The following is a 3,544-nucleotide window of genomic DNA, read 5'->3' on the forward strand; positions in this document are numbered from 1 at the left end:
CGGCCAGCAGAATTAGGCAGAGGCTCCGTGGCATTTCTTGTATTTCTTCCCGCTACCGCACGGGCACGGATCGTTCCGGCCCACGTCTTTGTACTTGTTGACGGCCTGCTTGGTCGGATTGGCAGTCGTCGGCCCGACGAATTGGATCGCGTCCAGTTCCTTTTGCTTCTTACGCTCGATGTTGCGTGTGAAGTCTTCGAAGACAGACTGGGTAGCGCGCTGTTGCTCGGCGGTAACAGTCACCGGTTCCGGTGTGCCGTCTCCGTCTGAGCCGTCTTCATCGTCATAGCCGCTCTCGTCTTCCTCGTACGGATAACCCGACGGTGATTCCGCCGCTTGCAGAAAGTACAGATACCGAACCGTATCGTCCTCAATCCGGTCGCGCATTTCTTCGAACAACGAGAAGCTCTCGCGCTTGTATTCGACCAGCGGATCTTTCTGACCATAGCCGCGAAGGCCGATGCCTTCCTTCAGGTGATCCATCGCCAGCAGGTGATCTTTCCAGTGGTTGTCGATGACGTTCAGCATGATGATGCGTTCGGTTTCCCGCATCATCTCCGGTCCAACCATCGCTTCCTTTTCGTCGTAGCGGCGCTGGAGACGCTCGAAGATCAGCTCATCGATTTCGACCCGCGACAGCCCTTGCATCGACGCAACCGGCACTTCGACGCCGAACTGCGTCAGCACATCGGATTGCAGCCCGCTGAGGTCCCACTGGTCCGGGCGCACGTTCTCGGCAACGCGGCTGTCGAGATAAGTGCCCACAATACCTTTGACGTAATCGAGGATCGTTTGTTTCTGATCACCGCCTTCGAGCAGCGACCGGCGCAGCGTATAGATCGCCTTGCGCTGCTTGTTCATCACGTCGTCGTACTCGAGCAGATGCTTACGGGCCGCGAAGTTCTGCGCTTCCACTGCCTTCTGGGCGGCCGCGATTCGCTTGGTGATCAGCTTCGACTCGATGGGCACGTCTTCTTCCATGCCCAAGCGCAGCATCAGGTTCTGGATGCGCTCGCCGCCGAAGATGCGCATCAGATCGTCCTGCAGAGAGAGATAGAACCGGGAAGCGCCAGGATCGCCTTGGCGGCCGGCGCGTCCACGCAACTGGTTGTCGATACGCCGGGACTCGTGCCGCTCGGTACCCATGATGAACAAACCGCCGACCGAGACAACCTGTTGGTGTTCCTTGTCGGTCTGCGCTTTGTACTTCTGGTAGGTCTGGTCCCATTCGATGCGCTCCGGCGTTCCAACCGCCGAAATCTGCATGGATTCGGGATCTTTGCCAGCCTTCCGCAGCGCTTCCTTCGCCAGATATTCCGCATTACCGCCCAGCAGAATGTCGGTACCGCGGCCGGCCATATTAGTCGAAACGGTTACAGCCTTGTAGCGGCCCGCCTGCGCCACGATGAAGGCTTCGCGCTCGTGGTTCTTGGCGTTCAGCACTTCGTGCGGTACGCCCATGCGCTTCAGAATGCCCGACAGTCGTTCGCTCTTCTCGATTGAGATCGTGCCGACGAGCACCGGCTGGCCTTTCTCGTTCAGCGTCTTGATCTCTTTGGCCGCATTGCGGAATTTTTCTTCCTCAGTGCGGTAGACCATATCCATGTTGTCGATACGAACCATGGACCGGTTGGTCGGGATGGTGATAACGTCGATGTTGTAGGTCTTCGCGAATTCGGGCGCTTCCGTCTCAGCCGTACCGGTCATACCGGCCAGCTTCTTGTACATACGGAAGTAGTTCTGGAAGGTGACGGTGGCGAGCGTCTGGTTCTCGCGCTCGATTTTGACGTTTTCCTTGGCTTCCACCGCCTGGTGGAGCCCGTCGGACCAGCGCCGCCCCGGCATCAAGCGGCCGGTAAACTCGTCGACGATGATCACCTCACCGTCTTTCACCACGTAGTCTTTGTCGCGGTGAAAGAGCACGTGGGCGCGCAAGCCCTGTTCGACGTGATGGCGGATCACCATCGACTCGTAGTCGCCGCGCTCATAAACGCCCGGCATCGCGAGCAGTTCTTCCACCTTGTGCGTACCTTCATCGGTCAACGTAACGGTGCGCTGCTTTTCGTCCACCCAGTAGTGGCCGGTGTAATACTTCTCGCCGGGCTCTTTGCCTTCGATGACCTCGCCGCGGACCAGCCGCGGAATGATGCGGTTGATCTTGTAGTACTTGTCGGTGGACTCTTCGGACGGACCCGAAATGATCAGCGGCGTTCGCGCCTCGTCAATCAGGATCGAGTCCACCTCGTCGACGATCGCGAAGTTGAACTCGCGCTGCACGCAGTCCGTCAGGCGGAACTTCATGTTGTCGCGCAGATAGTCGAACCCGAACTCGTTGTTAGTTCCGTAGGTGATGTCGGCGTGATAGGCTTCGCGCCGCTCGTCGTCATCCAAACCGTGCACAATCACGCCCACCGACATGCCGAGGAACTTGTAAATCTTCCCCATCCACTCGGAGTCGCGTTTGGCCAGATAGTCGTTGACGGTGACGACGTGGACGCCCTTGCCTTCGAGCGCGTTCAGGTATACCGGCAGGGTCGCAACAAGGGTTTTACCTTCACCGGTTCGCATTTCGGCGATCTTGCCGCGATGCAGCACGATGCCGCCGATCAACTGGACGTCGAAATGCCGCATGTTGAGCACGCGCCGGCCGGCCTCACGGCAGACGGCAAACGCCTCAACCAACAGATCGTCAAGCGTTGCGCCCTGCGCGATGCGCTCGCGAAACTCGACCGTTTTGGCGGCTAACTCCTCGTCCGACAGGGCTTGGATCTGCGGTTCGAGGTCGTTGATAGCCGATACCATCGGTCGTATCGCTTTGACTTCGCGCTCGTTTTTGGTGCCAAAGATTTTGGCAAGAAGGGTGTCCAGCATATTAAAGGGAAGGCGCTATCTTCAGTGTACCGCGCCATGCTTCTCCATAAGTAGCTAAGCCCTCTACCGCTTGGGCGTGGCCGAAGCTAGCTCGGATGCTACAATGCTCACTTTGCCTGTGCAGGTTGACAAAGCAATACAAACACCCGATCTGGCGCTCGATCGGGCGGGCCGGTGGCTCCTCCATTCAGGAATTCGCGATGCCTCCGGCGGTGTGGCCCGGTACTATCTGGTAGACGAGGGGCGCAACCTGCCAGTTTCCACTGAGATCACCGGCTACACGGCCAGCGCATTCGCCTATCTTGCTCAAACCACGGGAGATCAGGCCTACCGTGACGCGGCCGTCCAAACCTGCCGGTTCCTGGTCGACCACGGCTGGAACGCTGACCTCGAGACCTTCCCTTTCGAGTGCCACCCCGGTGCTCCCGGGTACTTCTTCGATTGCGGCATCATCATCCGCGGACTGTTGGCGACCTATCGCCTCACCGGCATCGAAGAATTCGCCAGCATCGCCACACACACCGGCCGGTCGATGGCCCGAGATTTCCTCACGCCCACTGCGATCCACCCCATCATTGACCTGCCTTCACGCAAGCCATGGCCGTACGAGAAGCGTTGGTCGCGCGAGCCCGGCTGTTTCCAGCTCAAGTCCGCCTTGGCCTGGCACGACCTT

Annotated in this window: 2 protein-coding genes; one reads left to right on the forward strand and one right to left on the reverse strand. The window is 58.9% G+C overall.

Annotated features, from left to right (window positions below):
* Positions 1 to 12 precede the first annotated feature (12 nt).
* Positions 13 to 2,871 (reverse strand): preprotein translocase subunit SecA, encoded by a 2,859-nt coding sequence (gene secA / locus K1Y02_26125; GenBank protein ID MBX7259860.1) that lies wholly within the window; start codon positions 2,869 to 2,871, stop codon positions 13 to 15.
* Between the two features lie 103 nt (positions 2,872 to 2,974).
* On the opposite strand from secA, the gene K1Y02_26130 reads away from it, so the two are divergent.
* Positions 2,975 to 3,544: hypothetical protein (locus K1Y02_26130; protein ID MBX7259861.1), on the forward strand; the 570-nt coding region annotated here is incomplete at its 3' end.

Source organism: Candidatus Hydrogenedentota bacterium, assembly GCA_019695095.1.
Lineage (GTDB): Bacteria > Hydrogenedentota > Hydrogenedentia > Hydrogenedentales > SLHB01 > JAIBAQ01.